Origin of the sequence: Sphingobacterium sp. UBA2480 (assembly GCF_002341965.1) — a bacterium.
GTDB classification, from domain to species: domain Bacteria; phylum Bacteroidota; class Bacteroidia; order Sphingobacteriales; family Sphingobacteriaceae; genus Sphingobacterium; species Sphingobacterium multivorum.
This window is the reverse complement of the sequence record NZ_DDPA01000001.1, coordinates 26,076-48,029: the sequence shown is the minus strand read 5'-3', so window position 1 is coordinate 48,029 and position 21,954 is coordinate 26,076. Positions and strand designations below refer to the sequence as shown.

The 21,954-nt window shown below is 37.0% G+C and carries 15 protein-coding genes; 7 read left to right on the top strand and 8 right to left on the bottom strand.

All coding sequences use genetic code 11. The features are described from left to right. Together B3600_RS00165 and B3600_RS00160 are read right to left on the bottom strand one after the other, a co-directional pair. Positions 1 to 408, bottom strand: a complete 408-nt coding sequence (locus tag B3600_RS00165; RefSeq protein ID WP_286751667.1) for a DUF3408 domain-containing protein — start codon at positions 406 to 408, stop codon at positions 1 to 3. Between the two features lies 1 nt (position 409). Further along, positions 410 to 1,177: a ParA family protein gene (locus tag B3600_RS00160; RefSeq protein WP_286751666.1), complete on the bottom strand. Its 768-nt coding sequence runs from the start codon at positions 1,175 to 1,177 to the stop codon at positions 410 to 412. Between the two features lie 679 nt (positions 1,178 to 1,856). On the opposite strand from B3600_RS00160, the gene mobA reads away from it, so the two are divergent. Together mobA and mobB are read left to right on the top strand one after the other, a co-directional pair. Next, positions 1,857 to 2,285, top strand: a complete 429-nt coding sequence (gene mobA / locus B3600_RS00155) for a conjugal transfer protein MobA (RefSeq protein WP_286751665.1) — start codon at positions 1,857 to 1,859, stop codon at positions 2,283 to 2,285. Beyond that, entirely contained in the window at positions 2,282 to 3,553 is a 1,272-nt protein-coding gene (gene mobB, locus B3600_RS00150) for a conjugal transfer protein MobB (RefSeq protein WP_286751664.1), read from the top strand. Before mobA ends, mobB begins: the two co-directional genes overlap by 4 nt. A 183-nt stretch (positions 3,554 to 3,736) precedes the next feature. Here mobB and B3600_RS00145 read toward each other — a convergent pair whose 3' ends face one another. Beyond that, entirely contained in the window at positions 3,737 to 4,423 is a 687-nt protein-coding gene (locus B3600_RS00145) for a hypothetical protein (protein WP_286751663.1), read from the bottom strand. A 207-nt stretch (positions 4,424 to 4,630) separates the two neighbouring features. Next, the gene (locus B3600_RS00140; protein WP_286751662.1) at positions 4,631 to 4,885 is read right to left on the bottom strand and encodes a hypothetical protein; all 255 of its coding nucleotides are present in this window, start codon (positions 4,883 to 4,885) and stop codon (positions 4,631 to 4,633) included. A gap of 181 nt (positions 4,886 to 5,066) precedes the next feature. Between B3600_RS00140 and mobC the strand changes: the two genes are divergently transcribed. The 5 genes from mobC (at position 5,067) to B3600_RS00115 (ending at position 14,527) form a co-directional block, all read left to right on the top strand. Further along, positions 5,067 to 7,052 carry a conjugal transfer protein MobC gene (gene mobC, locus B3600_RS00135; RefSeq protein WP_286751661.1) on the top strand — a complete coding sequence of 662 codons (1,986 nt, stop codon included), beginning with the start codon at positions 5,067 to 5,069 and terminating at the stop codon, positions 7,050 to 7,052. 153 nt (positions 7,053 to 7,205) lie between these two features. Further along, the gene (locus tag B3600_RS00130) at positions 7,206 to 8,021 is read left to right on the top strand and encodes a hypothetical protein (RefSeq protein WP_286751660.1); all 816 of its coding nucleotides are present in this window, start codon (positions 7,206 to 7,208) and stop codon (positions 8,019 to 8,021) included. A gap of 18 nt (positions 8,022 to 8,039) precedes the next feature. After that, a complete protein-coding gene (locus B3600_RS00125; protein WP_286751659.1) occupies positions 8,040 to 9,113 on the top strand; it encodes a ComEC/Rec2 family competence protein in 1,074 nt (357 codons plus the stop codon). Next, entirely contained in the window at positions 9,110 to 13,993 is a 4,884-nt protein-coding gene (locus B3600_RS00120; RefSeq protein ID WP_286751658.1) for an ATP-binding protein, read from the top strand. Before B3600_RS00125 ends, B3600_RS00120 begins: the two co-directional genes overlap by 4 nt. 3 nt (positions 13,994 to 13,996) lie before the next feature. Next, positions 13,997 to 14,527, top strand: coding sequence for a hypothetical protein (locus B3600_RS00115; RefSeq protein ID WP_286751657.1), 531 nt, complete (start codon positions 13,997 to 13,999; stop codon positions 14,525 to 14,527). Here the strand turns inward: B3600_RS00115 and B3600_RS00110 are convergent. The 4 genes from B3600_RS00110 to B3600_RS00095 form a co-directional block, all read right to left on the bottom strand. Next, positions 14,524 to 15,060, bottom strand: coding sequence for a hypothetical protein (locus B3600_RS00110; RefSeq protein ID WP_286751656.1), 537 nt, complete (start codon positions 15,058 to 15,060; stop codon positions 14,524 to 14,526). The two genes, B3600_RS00115 and B3600_RS00110, sit on opposite strands and share 4 nt — an antisense overlap. 30 nt (positions 15,061 to 15,090) lie before the next feature. Next, positions 15,091 to 15,831, bottom strand: coding sequence for a hypothetical protein (locus B3600_RS00105; protein WP_286751655.1), 741 nt, complete (start codon positions 15,829 to 15,831; stop codon positions 15,091 to 15,093). Between the two features lie 238 nt (positions 15,832 to 16,069). Beyond that, the gene (locus B3600_RS00100) at positions 16,070 to 21,391 is read right to left on the bottom strand and encodes an N-6 DNA methylase (protein WP_286751654.1); all 5,322 of its coding nucleotides are present in this window, start codon (positions 21,389 to 21,391) and stop codon (positions 16,070 to 16,072) included. After that, positions 21,378 to 21,815 carry a DUF1896 domain-containing protein gene (locus B3600_RS00095; RefSeq protein ID WP_286751653.1) on the bottom strand — a complete coding sequence of 146 codons (438 nt, stop codon included), beginning with the start codon at positions 21,813 to 21,815 and terminating at the stop codon, positions 21,378 to 21,380. The genes B3600_RS00100 and B3600_RS00095 overlap by 14 nt, the downstream gene beginning before the upstream one ends. Positions 21,816 to 21,954: the final 139 nt, after the last annotated feature.

The window sequence follows — 21,954 nt, the reverse complement described above, 5'->3', positions numbered from 1 at the left end:
TTATAAAATGGGTTTAAATTTTTTATTGAAATACTCAGTAATCTCATCTCCATATTCTCGGAAATGATTTTCCAATATATTGTCTATATATGAATACAGCGTTACTTTATCCTCCCTGGTCAACTGCACTATTCGCAATAGCCGCTCATGATATTCTGATCGGATATAGACAACCTTGCCACTTCTGCCACTGGGAAAGCGGTTTACAAGAAATAACTCTTCGTAATCCATCTTTTTGCCAGCTCTTGTCCTGGATTTCTCAACTTTAGCCGGTGAATCTGTATTTTTGTCCATACCCTTATCCGAATTTGTCGCAGGCAAAGGTTCATCACCAGACATGATGTTCATCAAGTACTCCTCATCTATGATGGGTTTCTCAAACTCTTTACGATCTTTCTTTATTGCCATCCTACATATGAATTACCTTTAGAAACTCTATAACGAATTGGTCCACACGTGTGGCTTTTAAAATTTGCACATCAGCAGGTAGCAGGGTCGATTTAAACACATAATTACCTGTATCATCAATTTCTTTACGAAAGCGTTTACTGTCCATGATCCGCGTCTGCATAATACGTAGCGACAGCTCCTCTATTACGCTTTGGTATAATTCGTAAAGACCTGTCTTTTCCCTGCCATCAACCTGATTCCAGAATAAGTATAAAGATTGTTCAATGGCATTTATATTCTTTGCTGGGAGTTTTAGAAAGACCTCACTGAATGCGAGTGTGCTCTCCACAACAAGCCGGTCAGCAGTAATAGGTGAAAAAATAAAATTCATTCCTTTTAAAGCACCGATGACTCCGTGTGTATTGACGGTGCCCGGGAGATCAAAAAAAATAATATCCGGCTTAACAGAACTTGTCTCACAATATTCAAAGGCTTTTTCAAGTGCATTTTCCGCCTTACATTTTATGATCGGATATGCTTTCTTATTGATCGTATGGAATTGTTTAACCGCCAGTTTTTTATGAAAATCGCTTTCCATAATGGTACGCTTATCTCTTTCACGTATACCGATAAGGCTATGTTGCGGAAAATCGCAATCCAGTACTAGAATATTATATCCGAGACGGTAATGCAGAGCGCTGGCGAGAAGAATTGTCATCGTCGATTTACCGACTCCGCCTTTCTGTGCATAAATGCTTACCTTTAATGTTTCCTTCTTTTTTTCCATATTATATTATTTTATAGCTTCTTAATTTTAAATCTGTATCACAGTGCAATTAACTAAGTTTACGGATGCACCGTAAGATATTTGTATGGTCAGCTTTACTTGTTTACGAAAAGCATTACATAAAGCCTTATATCTTATTTGTAAATCATATGTACTTCTTAAAATTTAGCAACCTGGTAAATAGACCTACAATATTTATCACTTCATACTTTACCCCTTATATGCTTTTACGCTTTTATAGTTTTATGCTTTTACATTTTTAAAACCTAACCCTTTTATATTTTTACAATTAATTGCTTTGCAAAAGGGTAAATTAGCCATAGTCCTTACCCAAATGCTCTATGCAAAAGAACACAAGTGTTTGGGCTGTAAAGCACAAGCTTTACAACCGTTCCTCTTTTTACCTATTGATTCCGAATGTTATTCGGAATTTTTACTTTATAGTATTCTTTCTCATGTCTCTTCCCAAGAAGAGAGCAAGTTGTGTTTTGAGTGCCTCAAAACTCGTTTTGTGCCCCAAAACTACTTGCTCTGCCGAGGGCTGGGCAATCCTCCGAAGTCGGATTTACCTTTAAAATGTTTTAGCTGATTTCTATGAATTTTTAGGAAAATAAAGGCTTTCAGTAGCTAGCCAATAAAACAATACTTGACTTTATAGTAAGTTCTGAAAAAAAAGGATATGACAACAAATGGTAAAGGAGGTCGAAAACCTAAACTTGAAAGAGCGACTCATAGATACGTTTTTAGACTTACGGATAACGAAAATGTAAAATTTCTTAGCCTATTTGAGCAGTCGGGACTTGACAATAGAGCGAAGTTTATCGTATCCGTACTTTTTGAAAGAAGGATAAATTCAATTATTGTAGATCAAGGGGCTATCGATTATTGCACTAAATTATCGCAATTTTTTGCACAGTTCCGTGCAATTGGAGTCAATTACAATCAGATCGTAAAGATCCTGCACACTAATTTTAGCGATAAAAAAACCGTTCATTATCTCGGAAGGCTTGAACAGCAGACCAGAGATCTGGCCGGGATCTGCCGCGAAGTTTTACTGCTCAGCAAAAAGTTTGAAGCTGAATATCTCATTAAAAAAGAAAAACCATGATTGCAAAAATAGGTCGTGGCTCAAATATATATGGTGCTTTAAATTATAACCTCTCCAAGGTTCATCAAAATGCTGGTACAATTTTACACCTCAACAATATGTTCGAAACTCCCAGTGGCGAATATACGACTCCACAGCTACTATCTTCATTCATGGCCAATTTAGCTGCAAATAAAAAAACAGAAAAGACAGCAATCCATATCTCGCTAAATCCTGATCCAATTGATATCATATCAGATGAAAATTATGTCAGAATTGCAAAGGAATATATGCGAAAAATGGGCTATGGTGATCAACCTTATGTTGTATTTAGGCATAATGATATCGACCGCAGCCACATCCATATTGTTTCAACAACAGTGGACAGAAATGGAATCAAAATATCCGACGTTTTTGAAAAGAAAAGATCAATGGAAATCTGTCGCAATATTGAAAAAAAGTATAATTTAGCACGTGCCGACGAAAAGAAAAGTTTTACTGAAAGTCTTACTTTCCAACCAGTAGATCATACTAAAGGTAATATTAAAAGCCAACTTGCGGCTGTTGTAAGATACCTGCCTAACTACTATTATTTTCAAAGCCTTGGCACTTATAATGCATTGCTATCGCTATTTAATATCGTCGTCGAATCCACGAAAAAGGAATATAGTGGTGCAGTTAAGGAAGGTTTAATATATTTCGCATTGGATAAAAATGGGGAAAAGGTGACCAATCCCTTCAAAGCGTCCCTTTTCGGGAAACAAGCGGGGCTCATAGCACTTCAAACACATTTTATAAAAAGTAAAGAACTTGCTGCAGAAACTAAAGAAAAAAGCAAAAATATCATTGCGCAAGCCATTAATATAGCCCGAAGTGAAAAGGACTTTAAAGAGTATTTAATAGACCACGGAATCAATGTAGTGATCCGAAGAAATGATCAAGGCAGATTATATGGAATTAGCTTTATAGATCATAATTCGCGCAACGTATTCAATGGCTCTCATCTTGGCAAGGGATTTTCGGCAAATTCATTCAATGCGCTGTTTTCAAGTAGCCAAAGTCCTAAGGTAGCAGAATATATAGAAGATTCACAAAAAAAAGACACTTCAACGCAATCAAGATCAGCAAACCATTCGCTCCATCCACTATTCGACTTTATGATAAATAACGGATCTGTATTTAGTGATTGGGGACTACTTGATCAGCTTCTACTTCATGGGATGACAGAAGATCCAGAAGAATATCTATTTGAGTTTAACATGAAAAAAAAGAGAAAGCGCAAAAGATAAGGAGTAGCATCAAAAATAATCCTTAAAATATGTTGAACGACCTTGGGGATCCTACTCTATAAAAGAGTCAAAGCAGTATATTTCTACTATGCTAAAAAAAAGGAAGTCCAAAATTCGGACTTCCTTAATATCTCTATGAAATACTTTTCCTATAAAAAGGAATAGCAAGCAATTGAAAACATATTACACAAAGAACAAACCTTCGGCTTGGAAGCCATTTGGTCGTACAGTCGGCAATTTTTCTAATTCAGCTTTTTCGCCCCTTCTTACATAGTCCCTAATGATGGAATCACCACCTGAACCTTGAATATATTTACCTGTTGCTCTTTCAACCCATCCATGAACTACTACGCCAACAAATTTTTTGTATTCTGTTTTATTTGCAAGCGGGCTGGTATCTCGAAAGTTTTCTCGAGCATTACCTGTAAGATTAGCTTGAGGATGCCTAGAGTGATCATATTTCCACCAAACTGCTAACGATATTTCTCCAAAACTTATCTCCCTCCATATCACGACGCTTTGAAATCCGAACAAATCAACAAAAATGTACCCTTCATCTTCCTTCTTATTTTTGTCAAACTGCAAAAGATCTTTATTTTGTTTGAGAAGTTCATTTAATCCTGCTATCAATAGATTCCGATAGGGATTCTTTGGCTTTAAGGTTAACTCCTTTATCTCAGTCATCGCATAAACCAAAGAAGGTACATCAGATTTATTTAATAAATTCTGAAAATGTTTCCAGCTATGAAATCCGTTTTGTTTTGAGGCAAGTTCCAAAGCCTCATGATGAGAAATATTCTGATTTTTTTTAATAGATTTTGCGATACGCTTAATATAATCAGCAGTATGCCCATTAACTTTTTTTTCCATGTTTTAACAATATATCTTGCATAGAAATGATGTCACCTGTCAGCCAAAACCCCTTACAAGAAATTTGTTAAAGTGGTATATAAAGTTAGATACAGTGCTAAAATAGCTTCGCTATGACAAGTGGCAAGCTTCTGTAAAGCTCCAAACAAATATAGCAAAATATTTTGGTATTATTTTTCCTTTCAGAGCTATTACGAAGAACTGACATCAGAGCCTATACCTAAGAGCAACCTGACGCCAGATATCTTCGGCTAAATCCTGATCTTCACCATGTTCAAAATTCCATTTGCCGTTTTCCTTTCTTAGTCTCTGCACCAGTCCATCCAAGAGTATCTGAAATTCTGTCATATTCTTAGTCAAATCTTTCTTCAATAATACGACCTGAAAATCACAATTTTTAAAGGTGATTCTGAATACCTGTTTATTAAATTGTTCTTCAAATTGTCCTATAGTATCAAACATAATCCACTTCCGTAATTCAGCCTAATTATAGGAATTTTATCGCAGATAAAAAATTTAATGGGCAGCCTAAATCTTACAAAATTTCAAAGGGATTGGAAGATTTAGGCAAATGTATACCATCTACTGCATTAGCAGAAAAATTGTTCGTCAGGACTAATATCTATGGTGAAACTTTTCACATATGCAAGAAGACGATCTAAGAGGCCTCGCAAAAATTATGGCTTTCATGCGAGCTGTAAGCATTCTCCTAGTTTTGATGAATTTCTACTGGTTCTGTTACTCCTTTTTCTTTGAACAGGGATGGACGCTGGAAATTGTCGAGCGAATCCTCAAAAATTTCCAGAGAACCTCTGGTTTATTTACTAATTCAACATATAGCAAATTATTTGCCCTAATCTTATTGGCACTGAGCTGTTTGGGAACTAAGGGCGTCAAAAACGAAAAAATTAAGTGGAAAAATATCAATACATGTCTATTTGCTGGATCAATACTATACTTACTCAATTTCCCCCTTCTTGAAATATCAGGCATTCTATATATGCTTTCTACATCTGCAGGCTTTATCCTGCTTATGGTTGCTGGATTATGGATGAGTAGGCTGCTTAAAAACAAATTGATGGATGATCCTTTCAATAATGAAAACGAAAGCTTCATGCAGGAGACAAAGCTTTTAGAAAACGAGTTTTCCGTTAACCTGCCGACAAAATTTTATTATCGTGGAAAATGGAATGACGGATGGATATCGGTGGTCAACGTCTTTCGCGCATCTATCGTACTAGGTACTCCTGGAAGTGGTAAGAGCTACGCAATCGTAAATAATTACATAAAGCAGCACATTGAAAAAGGTTTTGCCATGTACATTTACGATTTCAAGTTTGATGACCTTTCTCAAATAGCGTACAACCATCTCCTGAAGCACAGTGACAAGTACGACGTAAAACCCAAATTCTATGTGATCAACTTTGATAATCCACGCAAAAGCCATCGCTGCAATCCCTTAAATCCTAAATTCATGACCGACATTTCTGATGCGTACGAAGCATCTTATACCATCATGCTAAACCTCAATAAAACGTGGATTCAGAAACAAGGGGATTTTTTTGTCGAGTCACCAATCATCCTGCTAGCTGCGATCATCTGGTTTTTGAAGATCTATGATAATGGTAAATACTGTACTTTTCCGCATGCAATTGAACTACTTAATAAAAAATATGCTGATATTTTTACAATACTGACAAGTTATTCTGAGCTTGAAAACTACCTTAGTCCCTTTCTTGATGCTTGGGAAGGCGGAGCACAAGATCAACTACAAGGCCAAATTGCCTCCGCTAAAATCCCGCTATCAAGAATGATCTCTCCGCAGCTCTACTGGGTTATGTCCGGGGATGATTTTTCATTGGACATAAATAATCCGAAGGAACCCAAAATCCTATGTGTAGGAAACAATCCCGATAGGCAAAACATTTATTCCGCAGCATTGGGTTTATACAATTCCCGAATTGTGAAAATGATCAATAAGAAAGGAAAACTTAAAAGTTCCGTTATTATTGACGAGCTTCCCACAATTTATTTCCGTGGATTAGATAATCTGATTGCAACAGCCCGAAGCAATAAAGTGGCTGTCTGTCTTGGTTTTCAGGATTTCTCTCAATTGATCCGGGATTATGGTGATAAGGAAGCAAAAGTAATACTCAATACGGTCGGAAATATATTCTCAGGTCAGGTCGTGGGTGAAACCGCCAAAACACTTTCAGAAAGGTTTGGAAAGATTGTCCAAAAACGTCAATCGATATCTATCAACAGAAATGATACCAGTACATCTATATCAACACAATTAGACAGTCTGATTCCAGCATCTAAAATATCTACTCTTTCCCAGGGAATGTTTGTGGGAGCAGTTGCTGACAATTTTGGTGAGAAAATAGAGCAAAAAATATTTCATGCCCAAATCGTAGTAGATACGGAAAAGGTGGCCTTAGAAAGTAAAAACTATAAGCCTATTCCAGAGATCCGTTCTTTTATTTCAGAAACTGGCGAGGACAGAATGGACAAAGAAATTGATCAAAATTATCGCCAGGTCAAACTTGATGTTTCAAAAATTATTGCAACTGAACTTTCGAGAATTGAGAACGACCCGGAATTAGCCCACCTTGTTAGAAAAACTTAGCATTTTGTTTTGTAAACATTTAACAATTTCAAACCAATAAATGTGCTTCCCGTAGTTTTAAACTACGACATAATAAAAACTTATTTATTGAATCATTTTTATCCTTCGAAAAAGAATTTTCAGTATATTTCTGTCAATAAAAAGCCTTTGTTAATGCCTTACAAGTATTCGGATGAGCAGCGAATAGAATGGTTAAGAAGCCTACATCCAAAATTTGATCAACAGAATTGGCACGACGACGTCGTAGCCCATTTCAGCCATATCAAAAACTTTCATTTTTTCAGATCTGCAGGAACGTTTACGGAAAAAATAGATCCCCGTCAGATTTGTGGGATTGATTATTCCTATGGTTACAACTGTATTATGCACAAACCGAAAGATTGGCGATATTATTGGTTACAATTTTTCACTGATTTGCGCAGGTTAGATCGTGTCATTGACAATTTTCCAACCAAAGAAAAGGTTATTGACCATATCCACAACGCAAAAGAAGCTAAAACTGTAGTTCAATATGGCGATCGTTACTTTACTATAGGTGGTCAACATCGCTTATGCCTTGCAAAATTTTTGGAGGTCGCTGAAATTGAGGTAGATGTAATAAAATATGTTTTTGATCGAGTTCATTTCGTTAGTGAAATGCGTTTTCAAAGAACTATTCCTTTTTTGCAGGAATTAGGCTTACTACCACTTGATTATTATACAGATATTAATTACGATTTTTTTATCATAGAATTCGCAGGCCAGTACGTGTCCATAAAAAAAAGGTATGCAAATTATATATTGAAAAGATATACGACCTTAAAAAAGATACCATTGAAAGGATTTATAAATTATATAAAAGCTATGGACGCGAATTATTATGACAAGACGAGGATTGATGAAGATGTTAAGCTTTATGTCTTGGATGCCTACTTGTTGAAGCATATTAAAGCACGTAAAAAATTGTTGCATCTAAATCCAAAAAACTAACTAACTGATATTGTTATTATGCTTCAAAAAACACATAAAATTAGTTTCCATTTTTATGATACCGGTGGCGGTGACGCCATTCACATAAGATTTTTAGGAGAAGATTCGAACTGGCACAATATACTTATTGACGGTGGATACGCCCGTGAATATAAAAATGCTTTTGCTCCACTTATCAAAGAAATTTTAGCAGCTGATGAAGTCGTTGACCATTGGATAATCAGCCATATAGACAGAGATCACATCGGTGCAGTTTTGGGTTTCCTACAAGATAGAACCATAAAAGATAAGCCCAATGCTGTTAAGAGATTTATATTTAACAGTACCACCGAACCTATCCAAATACCCAGTGAGAAAATTTCAGTCCGTGATGGCATTACTTTAAGAGAATATATCAAAAAGAGCTACATTCAAAGCGAACCATCTATAAATACAAAAACAAAATCTATTCAGGTTCAGGGACTGCAGTTGACGATACTTTCGCCTACGCCTGAAAAACAAAAAAAAGCGGAAGATTTATGGACCGAGGAAGAGCGGACAATGAAAGTTGGCAGAAAAGCTTCACAGTCAGATCATGCGAAAACTATCGCTGAATTGAAAGATATTCCGTTTCATCAAGATAAAGATGAAGTCAACGGCAGTTCGATTGCTATTCTTGCTGAATTTGGCGACATTAAAGCCTTACTTCTAGCAGACAGCCACCCATCAGATATTGAAGATAGTCTTTCTGTCTTACGGTATAGTTCAACAAATCCCATTCCTCTCTCCTTTATGCAGTTATCTCATCACGGAAGCAAAGCAAATACGAGCATTGGATTACTAGAAATGGTCAACACAGAGAATTTTGTTGTAACTGGTAATGGAATCCACAATCGACATCCAGACAAGGAAGCATTGGTAAGACTGCTGGAACATGGAAAGAAAAATGAAATAAAAATTAAAATTCATTATTCCTGTGACACAAAGGAATTGAGGGATCTATTTAAAATTGATGCAGAGGTCGAATCGTGCTACGAATTTGAAACCACCTATAAAGAGATTGGTCCCGAAAACGAACTATTTTTATTTGAAGAAATCACTGACGATATATGAATCTAAATTTACCCCAGCTTTCCACCATCAGAATTCAATGCAATGAAGACATTGGGACCGCAGTTATATACTTTCCAGATGCTGATACTGATTATGTATATATTTTAACCGCTAAACATTGCTTAGTTGGGGAAGATTTTGACAAAACATATTCTAAAGAAGGCATACTACTGGATCAAATTTTCAATAATGAGTCTTTGACCTATCATTCATATGTTCTTTCAGATACTGCAGTCGTGATAACCTCTGTAAGTAATGAAGAAGATTTGGCCCTAATTATTGTACCTGCGAATGATATAGTAGCGCTAACCGGAAAGAGGTTTTTCAGTCAGGTTATTGATGCGGGCGATACTATCGAGGAATATAAAGTTAGGGGATTCGCAAATTTTAATGATCAAAAAGATGACCAGCCATTTTCGCTTAAATTTCTTGAAAATAAAAAGAATAATCCGAATATTTTTACATTGCATCATGAAGGATCACTAGATACTTTTTATCAACAGGCCATGTCAAATGTAGCTGGTCTTTCAGGATCAGGAGCATATGCCGATCTGTTCGGAAATCTTTATTTTGTAGGAATAATTCATACTTACGTAGATGGAAATACATTTATAGCAACGAAGGTTTTAGCTTATAATAACCTCATTGATCCTAACAAATTCAAACTCATAGAAGAATTGAAACCCGAAACTAATCCTGAAATATTGGATAGTTATGGGAAAATGGATAAAAATAGAGAAATAATTAATTTGAGAACTAGGGAGACAGTTGGTTCATTCACTGTTCATCGTGACACATCCCTTTTGAATCGTGCTATTAAAGAAAATAATCTTGTCGTTATCCATGGAAAGCCCGGTGTAGGAAAATCAGCTCTGGCGAAAGCCGTCGTGAAAGAATTAAAATCCGAAGGTGATTATACTGTCGTTACGCTTACTCCAGAAAATCTCTATTGTAATACCTTAGATGAAGCGATGAAGAGTGCCGGATATAATGCGACAATCCAACAAATTGTCGGTAGTCCTTTATCCGCACGAAATGTTTTGATTTGGATTGAAAGTTTTGAAAAACTAATAGAATCCGAATTTTCCGGGGCATTTAATGAATTGCTCCAAATTATGAAATCAAATTCGCGCATTATTCTTTTAATAACAGTTAGGGAATATTTATTACAGAGGTTTCGCATTCATTTTTATTTTGAGCTTCCAAAAAATAATACATATTTAGAAGTCAATGATTTTACTGATGGAGAGATACAACTAGTTCAGGATGCCATCCCCCAACTAAAAACATTACTTGAAAACCCAAAAATCAAACATTTACTTCATAACCCCTATTATCTTGACAAGGCGGTTCGTATTATTCCTTTCTTAGAAAGTGAGCAACAATTAGATGAAATAAAATTTAAGAAGTTGATGTGGCAGCACATAGTAGAGAATGGAAATATAGGCAGAGGAGCTGTTTTTTACGAAATTTGTGTAAAAAGATCACGAGAAATGCGCCTCTTTACCGACTTTTCAGGGAGCGAAGACACGATTTCTCAACTTTTGAGGGACAATATTTTACAACAGAACGATATCGGAATAAATCCTGAATATAGTCCCTCACACGATATTTTAGAAGATTGGGCGCTGATAAGATTTATTTCAGAGCAAAAAAAGCTGATGCCAGACAGTAGAACTTTCTTAGAATCCATGGAAAATAACCCTGCAATGAAAAGAGCATTTCGGTTGTGGATGGAAGAATTCTACCTTACTGAGCCGGTCCGATCGGTAAGTTTCGTTCATGAACTTTTGCAAGATAGCTTATTGTCGCAATCATGGAAAGACGAACTTTTAGTTGTATCACTCCGTTCCAAGAATGCTGCAATACTTTTAGATGCACTAAAAGATAATCTTCTTAACAACGAAGGGAGATTCCTTAAACACATAATGTTTTTACTCCAGATCGGATGTAAACGAATCGACCCAGCCAAGCAAAGTTTAGATCAGTTATTGCCAACAGGTTCCGGATGGGACTATATTATTGACTTTATTTGGGATAATTATGCTACAATTTCATCGTTCAAAATCGATAGCCAATACATAGCGCTTATTGAAGCTTGGGCGAAACAACTACCTGACTTCAATCCTCAAATAATCCCACCATGCTCCAAAAGTGTTGCCAACTTTTTGGAAGACTTCGTTCATCGAGTTCAGAAAGCATTTATTGGAGCAGTAAAATATGATTCAATGAGCTCGGTATTAGAGCCCTATGTAAAAATAATCTTTCAACTGACATCTTCGGCCCCTTCGTTAGTTGAAAACTTAATACAGGCTGCTAAAAACCCACATGTTGGAAATGATCGATGGAATAATATCCAATTTTTAAATCAAATTCGAAAATATTTTACGGAAGGCGTCATGGCTGACCAAATATGCCGTTTTTTCCCAGATGATGTATTGGAGATTGCGATGGATGATTGGTTAAATAAAGAAGAAGATAGAAGACCACCTTATACTCCTATCCATTTTCGTAGGTCTGATGCAAGGGATTTCGGTTTGAGCCGACGATTCAATACCGAACATGGTTTTCCAAGTGCCTATCACACATTTTTTTATTGGATGTTTCTATATCATCCGGAGAAAGCATTAGATTTCATTATCACTTTTTTGAATGCTGCGTTTGAAAAAAATCAGAGCGCTTTAAAATCGCAAGGTGAGGATATTGAAGAAATTGCAGTAGGCTTCCACGACGGCACTTCAAAGACTTATTATGGGAACTATGACTATTGGTGTATGTATCGGAGTAAAAGAGCTGAAAACCGGTACATCGCCTCCTTGTTAATGGCGCTTGAAGCTGGACTTTTAGACTTAATTGGAAAAGCCACAGATCAACAACTTAGAGGATACCTCCAAAGAATTATCAAAGAATCTAACAATGTTGCTTTTTTGAGTATTGCTATAAGTGTAATTCAAGCGCATCCCGAACTTCTCGATGAAAATTCAGTTTGTCTTTTAGGCGTACCGATTTTTTTCTGGTGGGAATCAAGCAGATGGTTGTCAGAATTACATACAAATGAAGTATTCAATGATGATGAATACGAGAAGGATGAAAGAATCAAGTCCAATTCAAAAGTTCACCGGCGAAAATACTATCAGGGCCTCGTAGGTTTTGTTTTTGATTATATGTTTATCTATCGGACGCAAAATGATCTATTATATAAGGAAATTGATAAAATGTGGGAACAGGCTCCAGCTGAGGAATTTCAATGGAGAAAGTTTCTATTTGATATGGATGCCCGTAAATACCAGTATATACCCGTTGAATATAACGGTAAAAAAATGCTCCAGATTCAACCAGGCTATGATGAGGAAGTTCGAAAAAATGTAACAGAAACTAATGATCTTAGTCAAGCGCCGACTGTTACTGTTCTTTGGGCGAAAGATGCTTATGATAACAATTCTAGTAATGATCACAATTACGAAAAGTGGCGAGAAGGATATGATTATATTCAACAATCAAAGGGTCACTTTGATTTTATGACTTCAAAAACATTAATGGCATCACTTGGTCTACGTGATTTTTTTAATGAAATGGACGACGAGCAATTATTATGGTGCCGGCACACTATCCTGGACTTTGCAGAAAAAAAACTGGGTGGCCAAGAATCTATAGACATGTATTTAGATGTTTTTGGTAAGCAAGCGGCTCTTACAGGTCTTTCATTTAATATAAATCATAAAACAGACGAGGCCACTAAATTGAAAATAAAAGAATTAATTTTTCGATTGCTTATAAGTGGATTGGACGAACAGGAACGAATTGCGCTTCAAGTTGGAATAGCACATCACCTCGTAAAAGATGATCCTGATTTTGTATTAAATTGCTGGTATGGCCTGTTAGCTTTCATAGAATACAAAAAAGAACTTAATTCTATTGAACAACGCCGCAGGGACGCTATGTGGATGTATGGTGAGGAAGCAGAAAATGAGAGTAAAGATATCGTAAAAGAGGAGGAATTTGTGGATCATTTAACCACAGTGGTTCTTGATGGCAGTATTGAAAAACCTGCAAAACTATCATTCACTCTTGATATGCCCACTCACTGGCTTCTTGATGATGCTCTACGCATCATACCTTGGACTACGACAGTTGCGGAACAACATAACATGGTACAAGAAGTTCTTAAACTTCACGTGGAATTTTTAGGTGACAAGAAATCTTGGAGCAAGTCTGATTTTTTTGACAGTAGACATGCATTCACGTTCTTTTATCCAAGATTTTTACTTTCACAATCCGTTGAAATTTCAAAGCCTCTTTTTAAGAAATTATTGGATCTTACCATAACTGAAGATAAAAAGCTAAACACCATTGATGTAACAGATTATTTATATCGGCTTGTCAAAGAATTTATCCGGTCTGTTGCAAATGGCTTACCTAAAGATAATTTTTGGGCACTATGGGATGTTTTACGAGAGTGGACACTAGAGAATGAAACGACTGTTTACATACCGCTGTTTTTTATGGATCTTGATTGGACTGCGGAATCGGAAAATTGGCTTGTGCTTGAAGGAAAAAGCCTTTATTATAAGGAGATTATTACTAAATATGGATTTAACAAAATAAACGAGTGCATCAAATTTTTGAGTGGTGTAGCCTTTCACCAGTTTATGCCGGAATCTTTAAGTTGGGTGGCCTTGATGCTTAAAAGCCAAAATGCTTACGAAGTGAATAGAAAGCTATTGGAAAACTTCGCTGAAAAAGCTTTTTATAAATATGGAAACGACATAAAAACTAACAAAGAATTGCTGGCTGATTATCTATTTATCCTCGATTTCCTAATTGCTATTATTTCCCCAAAAGCATACATGTTGAAAGATGAATTAATACAGTACAAATAAAATATGAAAATAGAAATCATTGTAAAAAATATCAAAGACGCCATAAATGTTTTACTTGAAAAAGAAACTGGTAATCTAGCAAGAGGTCTTAATGAACTTAACATTTCTACTCATCTGGCCTTTTATTTAAAGCCTTTTTTTCCTCAGTTCGACGTTGATCCCGAATATAATGGGGACATAGATAAGCCAAATGATAGGAAGGCGCTGGATATAGCTAAAAATCGCATGATGGAAATAGGTTTTAAACCAAATGATAATGATAATTACAAAATTAGCCCTGACATCATTATTCATAGAAGGCAGACAAACGACCATAACTTAGTTGTAATCGAAGTAAAAAAGGACAGCCATACAAAAAAACATAAAGAATTTGACCTCATTAAACTTGAACACCTAACCATTGATTTTCTTGGCAATCATTACAATTACAAATTAGGCGTAGCAATAATTTTTGGAACTAAAAAAAATACGGGCAAATACGAAATTCGTTTTTTCCAAAACGGCAGGGAATTACAGGAAGAAAACTTAGTCTAGTACTTATAGTCTATGTATTTTAGAAGTTGCATCGCTGAATAGTCTATTCTCATAATGTATTCGTCTTCTCCGCCATAGTCTCTCAGAAATCTTTCAGAGAAACCGTATCCGCCATTAGCCTTTGCTTTTTTTAATACATCGCTAAGGGGGTAAAAGGTATTTCTGTATTTCCCTTTATTAATTTCCAATGATGGCAGACAATCTTTTGTATCGCATATAATCCAATAGCCTTTTCGCTCACCGAATCTTACAGCCGAATATGCCGTATTTGTAAAGCTCGCAATGTATTCTGCTTTAGATTTACGGGGAATGCTTCTGATCAATATAGGTTTGGTCTTAGGAATGAAATTTCTTAATACAATATCCCATACATCATAATATGCCTTAAACTTTTCACTACGATCAGTAGTGATCCATTTATAGATAAAAGTTGTTGTATCAGCTGAAGGTTCAGAATCTTTCTCAAAAATATCGATTAGGTTTTGAGCTATTTCTTGCTTTTTGGCTGTTGTTAGGCGATAATAATCTTTCATGATCACTTTACTTTTTTTTTAAACAGAAAATTAATTGTTGTGTTTAATGTAACGCTTTAAAGCGCTCTGATATGCTAGAGAATCAATAATTCTGTCATTCTGGAGATTTTCTGTATACATCTTTACAAGATCTTCGGCGGCATTATCATATTTTTTACCAGTAAGACTTCCAAGAAAAACAAAAAGAAAATTCTGGCCAAAATATGAATAATCTGAAGATGGATATATTCCCCCTAAGCCTTGTTGTTTTTTATTATTTGATTCTAATGCGGGGATTAAATTCGCAAAATATTTATCAAAGAGTGTTTGTAATTGTTTTTCATTTTCAATTGAAAAAGCAGGATATAGATCTTCAAAAAGCTGATATCTAATATTAATAAACTCTCTTCTGAATAGTGGATTCTCATCTTTTACAATATCAAGCCTGGCATCAGTAATCGTTTTCCAATCAGAATATCTATCAAGCCGAACTTTATCAATATTTGCCCTTTCCGCAGCCCTAAGCCTTTCAATACCATAATAAGCGACAATGAGTGTTATTGTTGCGGCAAATAATCCGTTATACTTAGCGAATTGATTAATGTAAAAATTAATACCATCTGGTGAAAATTCGAAATGATTTCGGATGAGCATTTTTTGTATTGAAAAAAAGGCGATACTGGATAGCACAAACATACACACGGCAACAATTATAATTATAACCCTAAATATGGATCCTATGTTTAAAATCGATTTTACTCTATGAAATAAACGTTGATTGATACTTTTCATAATAATGGCCTCTAGTACTTTATACTAATTCCAATATAAGAAAAAATAGCCAATGCATGCGGTGTTGCCTTACTTATCGGAATTGAATTGATCTAAATAATAAATTACCACGATAATTTTGTTAATAGGCTATTAAATTGCGGAACAGCCTACAAAGACTATTCTATTCATTTTCAGTACATAAAAATTGTAAAAGTGTTGCCGAAAGAAACTTACAACAAAAGTGTTGGCTCTCCTCCTATAATTTAAAGGCACAGGAATTATTGAGTTTTATTTCAGCTTCTGCTTTAATATGTTTACCGCTATCACTATCATCTTTTACCTCCAATGATGACTGTATTTTTCTTTCAACAGCGGCGAGTTCAGTTTTCAAAGCTGCAAGCACTTTTTCTTTGTTCCAACTGCCATTCACGATATCACTCAGTACGATTTGGTCAGCTGTCAGTTGATTTACCTTCTTATTCTCTTCTTCAATAAGTCCAGGAAGTTTTTGAAGGGCACTGAGAAAATTTAAGCTTGCCCGCTCAGCGTCGCTCGCCATAATACCATTATTATGCGTATACTTAATATTTCCTTCACCGCAAACAAAGAACCTGTTATCTCTTTGAATAGGGCTAGATTCATCTTTCTGTGTCATTTCCGTTTTTACAAGCAGTCTAAAGCCATACAAAGAGCCTATCTCTTCGTAATCACCGCCGGTCCTTGAAGCCGCTGCAAGTTTGGCCAGCTTTGCACCAATTTCTTTAACATCTGGATCCCGGCGCAAGCCATCTAAGACGATCGGGTTCAAAACTTTTCCGTCTTGCGATTTTTGGACACGATTTCGATAGTTTTCCCAGTCTGCATTTAACCTTGCTAACCGGGACTTTCTCCCTTCAAGTTCTTCTTGCAGACTTTCCAATTTTGAACTGGAACTCCACTTTGATCGTAAGAAAGCATGTTTCTCACTTTCAAGAACAGAAATTTTCTTTTCGACTTTCGCTTTTTCCAATAGATCGGTATTACCTGATAATAAAGCCACATACTCTGAAAAATTCATACCCGAAACTTCATCCATTCCACCTTCATCAAGTATCCGTACTGCGATGGTATTACTCTTTAACTGTCCGATAAAACGCTGCTTATTTGCTAGTGTATTAAATTTGTACGCATCCAATGATTTTTCTACAGCATAAATAAAAACATCGACCTTATTGTCAGCAAAAAATTTAGCAATCTCATTGCCTTTTCGAACAGCGCGACCGTCCCGCTGCTCCAGATCCGAAGGCCGCCATGGAATATCCAGATGATGCACAGCTACTGCCCTCTTTTGGGCATTTACCCCCGTTCCGAGCATTTCTGTCGATCCAAAGAGGACCCTAATTTTCCCTTCATTGGTCGCTTTGATGAGTTCTTTACGCTGATCCTCCGTTTTTGCTTCCTGAATAAAGCGGATCTCCTCTGCCGGTATCCCATGATCTTCGACAAGTTTTCGCTTAATCTCGCTGTATATGTTCCACTCGCCCGGTTTAAAAGTGCCGAGGTCTGAAAAAACAAATTGAGTGCCTTTTTGCGCATTGAAATTTTTATAATATTTTGCAATATTTGCTGCACAAACAGAAGCTTTGTTTCCCGGATCGTCTGTATATCGCGAAGATATAAGCCGCATATCAAGGGACATTTTCCTTGCAAAATCTGTCGCGATCAACATCTTGGCTTTCTGCTCTGTCGGCGTTAGCGGAGCTCTACCAAGTAACTCAGCATTGCCACTCTTCGCAAACTCCATCAACTTTTTAATGAAAATTTCCTGATCCGGGGTAGGCGGTATATTGTAGAGGATCTCATTTTTTATCGGCCTATCAATTCCGATATCAGCCGCAGTACGGTAATCGGTGATTTCAGTGTAAAATTGGGACAGTTCAGGCACTTTTATAAAATGTCTGAACCGCTCCTTCTGAACGATATTATTGGCAACAGAGAATTCATAATCTATCGATTTACGGGCATAAATAGCAGCCCATGCATCAAAGCAATTAATCCCCTGTCTTTCCAGTGCTTTTGGTCTTAAAAATTTAAAAAGGCAGTATAACTCTGTAAGTGAATTTGAAATAGTGGTTCCAGAAAGAAAAGTTGCACCAAGATCTTTCGCATTCCTTTCCTGAATTGTACGGATGGCAAAAAGTAGGTTGAGAGCCTTTTGGCTGCCTTGTACATTGCCCAATCCAGCTACGCGCTCATGACGGGTATTGAACATGAGATTTTTGAATTTATGGCTCTCATCAACAAAAATATGATCAATACCCATCATTTTAAAGTCGACGACATCATCCTTTCGGTTTTCGATATCATGCTCCAGTGTCTTAAGCTTCACAGCTAAGTTTTTCTTCCGGATTTCTACACCTTTCATCATTGCGCCAGATACATCTTTCCCCTGACTGCGCAGTGCGTCAAGATTTTGCTCCACAGACATCAGTTCCGCTTGAAGTATCTCTTTCTGCAATTCTGTTGATTGGGGGATCATTCCAAACTGGTCATGTGTGAGGATAATGCAATCCCAATCATTGTTCTTGATATCGCCAAAAATCTTAAGTCTTTTCTGGGGTGTGAAGTCCTTTTTACCGGGGTATAATATCTTTGCGAAAGGATAAGCTTTTCGATAGGTTTCTGCAATTTCGTGAACATTGGCCTTTAGCGCTATGATCATTGGCTTGTGAACTAGCCCCAACCTTTTCATTTCCTGCGCTCCTGCACACATAATAAGTGTCTTGCCTCCCCCAACTTCATGATCACAGATACCGCCATTATTACTTTTAAGCATGTAAATAGCATCTTTCTGACTTTGATACAGATCCTCTATTCCTACTGCCCTGCGGTCAAGCCCTGGAAATGTTTGATGGCTACCATCATAATACGGTCTGACATGACAATTAAAAAGCTCGTTATATCTTCCGGTAAGTTCCCTTTTAAAATTATCGTCCTGCTGATAAAGCCAATCCGTAAATTCATGGCGGATCTCATCAATTTTGCCATTGGCCATCTGGATAGCATCCATATCCTTAACCTTGATGGCAGTCCCATCCGCTAAGTACTCAGTTTTGGTGATATCCGGAGTGGTATTAACAAGAGCATGCCGCAGCAGGTTCAAACCATCAAATGTCCGGTTCTCAGATTTAATAGCGTATTTTTCTGAGATCCTAATATTGCTGGATTTTGCATTTACAGAAAAATCATCACTGCTCTCTGAATAGTAAATCCGTACATCGGTATCAAAGAGATGGCTTGCGAAACGGTTATAAATTTCTGTGCCGATCCACCGCTCCCCAAGGTTAAAATCTAGCTCCTCAAATTTAATCGGTTCAGGAATGACTTTTTCAAGCGCTTCCAGACTCTGCCGGGCCTCCATGTCTTCCGGATGTGTAGCAAGGTAATTATTCAGTTGTGTCGCTTTTAAAACAACATTTCCAGCAAGAAATTTCTGAGATACTTCCAATTCACCAGATAACGGATTGAAGAAAATTTGGCCCTGCAGATCTTTCCGTAATTCGTTTTCGGAAAGGCCACTCACCTGAATCATAAAAGCAAGATCTACGGAGCCCGTTTGATTAAGTGAAGCCGACAGAGCCTCTGAAGCGCTGCTAACAGCAACTTCTGCCGTGGAGAAACTAACTGGATGTGTAAAAATATCTGCCTTATGGATGACACCACCAACCACCCGCTCAAGAAAAGGAACTTCATTTCCGGAAGAGTCCATTTTAATGAATCTAATATTTTCGGCTGTATTTAAATTTCCATACCGTCCAGTAAACTCATCATACGTCCTATTTAAAAGCTGTCGCCCCTCTTTATTCTCCGCTCTACTTTTAGCTTCAATTTCATATAACGAATGGTAGCTATCCCTTAGGTTGATATAGCTCTGGATTCGCTCCTGATCCTTTTTGGATAATTCAAGTGGATGAAAAATATAGGTCCCATCACGACGGTTAAATTTTAGTTTCCCGACACTACTACCCGAAACAACTATCGTATCTTCACGGTAAAATGCCTTCACTTCACCGTCAAAGGCTCTGACCTCATTTTTTAACACCGAATCATCAGGTAGTTCATGGAATAACGATGCTAACGCTATAGTTTTTCTTCTATTTGCTGATACAGTTTTTTTTAGCAAACTTTCTTGCTGATCAGATCTACTAGCCCGTCGATGTTTATCATGACTTGTATTGACTTCATCTGCATCAAAAAAGGAAAGCTGCTGAAAATTTGTGACCTTACTTTGGCTTGTGCTTCTCCTACCTTTTTTTGCCTTTTTAACCAATAAGTCATCAATAACCTGATCGGAAAAAAGGCTTAGTTGGGTCACTGTTACAGAATTACTAGCATCAGGTTTTACGCTTTTTGGAGTATTTAGAATTCGTTCTGATGTCAATTTATTACCACCCTCTTTCATGCTGTGTTCATCATAAAGCTCGCGGTTGAAATACTGCCGGAAAGCCTCTGAAAGTCTTAGATGAACATCTTTTGAAATCCCAACAATTCCACCATCATGCACATGCAACATTGTCGGCTTACCGTATTGATCAGTATCCAGAAAAGAACGCGTAGCGATAAGGTGGTTTGGATTATAAAATAAGAGGTTGCTGTTTTCTGTAGTCTCTATAAAATCTCTTGCAAGCATAGATAAGGAATGGGGCTGTGTATTTTTTTGCAGAACAATGAGGTCTGTGCCCACAGATGTGCCACTTTCTTCAAATAAATTATTTGGTAACCGTAGCGCAGCCACCAGACTGTGCTCCCGCATCAATGCTTCACGGATCGGATAGTTGGAAGGACTGTTCAGAACCCCTTGCGAAGTTATAAATGCTAGCAGCCCTCCTTCGCGAAGTTTATCCGAAGCTTTTAAAAAGAAATAATTATGGACGCTCTGCGCGGCAAATTTCCGGGCCTTATCTGTACCCCTTGAATAAGTTAGATCAAATATTGAAGTGGTTCCGAACGGAATATTACCAATAACAAGATCATATCCTGTATCTCCTTCGCCAATATTCTCAAAGCTGTCTATTCTGATATCAGCATCGGAACCATACAGATTTTTCAGGATTTTCCCTGTTATTAAGTCCTGTTCATAAGCACAAATATTTACATGATCCAGTTCTCTAAAGGGTTCAATAAAAGCTCCTACACCGGCCGATGGCTCAAGCATGCTACCAATATCTATTCCCGTTTCCAGTATTGCCTTTGCTATGCTGCCGGTAATCTCTTTCGGTGTGTAAAATGCATCTAGGATAGAACCCTTAATTTTTGCCACATAGTCGGCATACTTACTTTGATCTTCTGTATTTTCTCTGATGAGCGTAAATAATTCCTGCGTCATCGCAAAATAAGGCCGATCAGAAACCTTCCAGCCATTGATGTCATCCGGTAATGAGACGGGATTTAAGATAAATTTCAAGCCTCCAAATCCCGCAAAATTACGTAGCAGCAGTTTTTCGTGCTCAGTTGCTTCCCGCCCCTCCTTTTCAATACTGAAACTTGTTCTGATGGCATCAATGTTCTGCCGTAAATGGCGTTTCTTATCGAATACCATTTTGCTCAATCCAAATAGCAATAAAACCTGTTAGCTCCGTATACAGCAGATCGTAATCAGTTGTATAGGCGAAATCATCAGTCAATTCATAATGCTCAAAGCATTCCTGGCATTTTGGAAGGATCTTCAGTGCAAAATCGCGATAATCGAGTTCATCAAAAACATCAGAAAATTCGTAGGACAGAACCTCAAACAGAGAATCAAATTTAGAAAAGTGCAATCCCTCATAAAGAATAACGTCGGCGATCTCATTACATTCATCAATAGGATTGCCTGCCCTAAATGCGCCATCGTATGCGTTTGCTGCCCACCTGGCGCGCTGCTCAATAAAATTTATATCACCAGATCTTTCTGGAAAACTTGAATTAATGTGATCCTGCAGCTTTAATTTGTAATAGGAATAGTCCTGGTTATGCTTTTTCATATCGCTATAATTTTTATAAGTTTTATAGCGGTAAACCTAGCTTGGCTGAGCTGCACTGTTGGCATTGTGTCCTATCCGTTCCTATTCTTGCATCGATATTCCTAAAACCTTATAAAAAAAGAAACCCGGAACCATTTAA

Excerpts from the sequence above, each read along its gene's own strand:
- B3600_RS00125 (WP_286751659.1), top strand. The coding sequence starts at position 8,040 with ATGCTTCAAAAAACACATAAAATTAGTTTCCATTTTTATGATACCGGT.
- mobB (WP_286751664.1), top strand. The coding sequence starts at position 2,282 with ATGATTGCAAAAATAGGTCGTGGCTCAAATATATATGGTGCTTTAAAT.
- B3600_RS00115 (WP_286751657.1), top strand. The coding sequence starts at position 13,997 with ATGAAAATAGAAATCATTGTAAAAAATATCAAAGACGCCATAAATGTT.
- B3600_RS00110 (WP_286751656.1), bottom strand. The coding sequence starts at position 15,060 with ATGAAAGATTATTATCGCCTAACAACAGCCAAAAAGCAAGAAATAGCT.
- B3600_RS00120 (WP_286751658.1), top strand. The coding sequence starts at position 9,110 with ATGAATCTAAATTTACCCCAGCTTTCCACCATCAGAATTCAATGCAAT.
- B3600_RS00095 (WP_286751653.1), bottom strand. The coding sequence starts at position 21,815 with ATGAAAAAGCATAACCAGGACTATTCCTATTACAAATTAAAGCTGCAG.
- B3600_RS00100 (WP_286751654.1), bottom strand. The coding sequence starts at position 21,391 with ATGGTATTCGATAAGAAACGCCATTTACGGCAGAACATTGATGCCATC.
- B3600_RS00145 (WP_286751663.1), bottom strand. The coding sequence starts at position 4,423 with ATGGAAAAAAAAGTTAATGGGCATACTGCTGATTATATTAAGCGTATC.
- B3600_RS00160 (WP_286751666.1), bottom strand. The coding sequence starts at position 1,177 with ATGGAAAAAAAGAAGGAAACATTAAAGGTAAGCATTTATGCACAGAAA.
- B3600_RS00140 (WP_286751662.1), bottom strand. The coding sequence starts at position 4,885 with ATGTTTGATACTATAGGACAATTTGAAGAACAATTTAATAAACAGGTA.
- B3600_RS00165 (WP_286751667.1), bottom strand. The coding sequence starts at position 408 with ATGGCAATAAAGAAAGATCGTAAAGAGTTTGAGAAACCCATCATAGAT.
- B3600_RS00105 (WP_286751655.1), bottom strand. The coding sequence starts at position 15,831 with ATGAAAAGTATCAATCAACGTTTATTTCATAGAGTAAAATCGATTTTA.
- B3600_RS00130 (WP_286751660.1), top strand. The coding sequence starts at position 7,206 with ATGCCTTACAAGTATTCGGATGAGCAGCGAATAGAATGGTTAAGAAGC.
- mobC (WP_286751661.1), top strand. The coding sequence starts at position 5,067 with ATGCAAGAAGACGATCTAAGAGGCCTCGCAAAAATTATGGCTTTCATG.
- mobA (WP_286751665.1), top strand. The coding sequence starts at position 1,857 with ATGACAACAAATGGTAAAGGAGGTCGAAAACCTAAACTTGAAAGAGCG.